1 protein-coding gene is annotated in these 286 nt (G+C 59.4%); it reads right to left on the minus strand.

The window, feature by feature from the left end; translation table 11 throughout:
• Positions 1-67 precede the first annotated feature (67 nt).
• On the minus strand, positions 68-286 hold a 219-nt coding region (locus EN852_RS42080; RefSeq protein WP_135879982.1), incomplete at its 5' end, for a hypothetical protein.

Below are 286 nucleotides of genomic sequence, written 5' to 3' on the forward strand. Positions count from 1 at the left end.
ATCGACTGGACGTCCCTCGTGCGCGAAGCTCGCTTTTTGAAAGACAGGCATTGACGGGAGAGCCTGATTAAGCAAGCCGTCTGATGCGGCCGCTTGCCAGGCGAAACACTCCGTCGCTGCCACCCTGTTGCTCGAAGTCGGTCTGGATTTCGTCCCACGTGCCGAGATACGCACCGCACTCGGCGCAATGGATCGGCGTCGAGGGTTGGACGTTCCTGGGGATGTTCAACCGGATCGTTTCGCAGTGCGGGCATTCCAGACGGTGATCGAGATACTCCGCTTTTGC

This window comes from Mesorhizobium sp. M2E.F.Ca.ET.209.01.1.1 (assembly GCF_004010375.2).
In the GTDB taxonomy this organism is placed as follows: Bacteria; Pseudomonadota; Alphaproteobacteria; order Rhizobiales; family Rhizobiaceae; genus Mesorhizobium.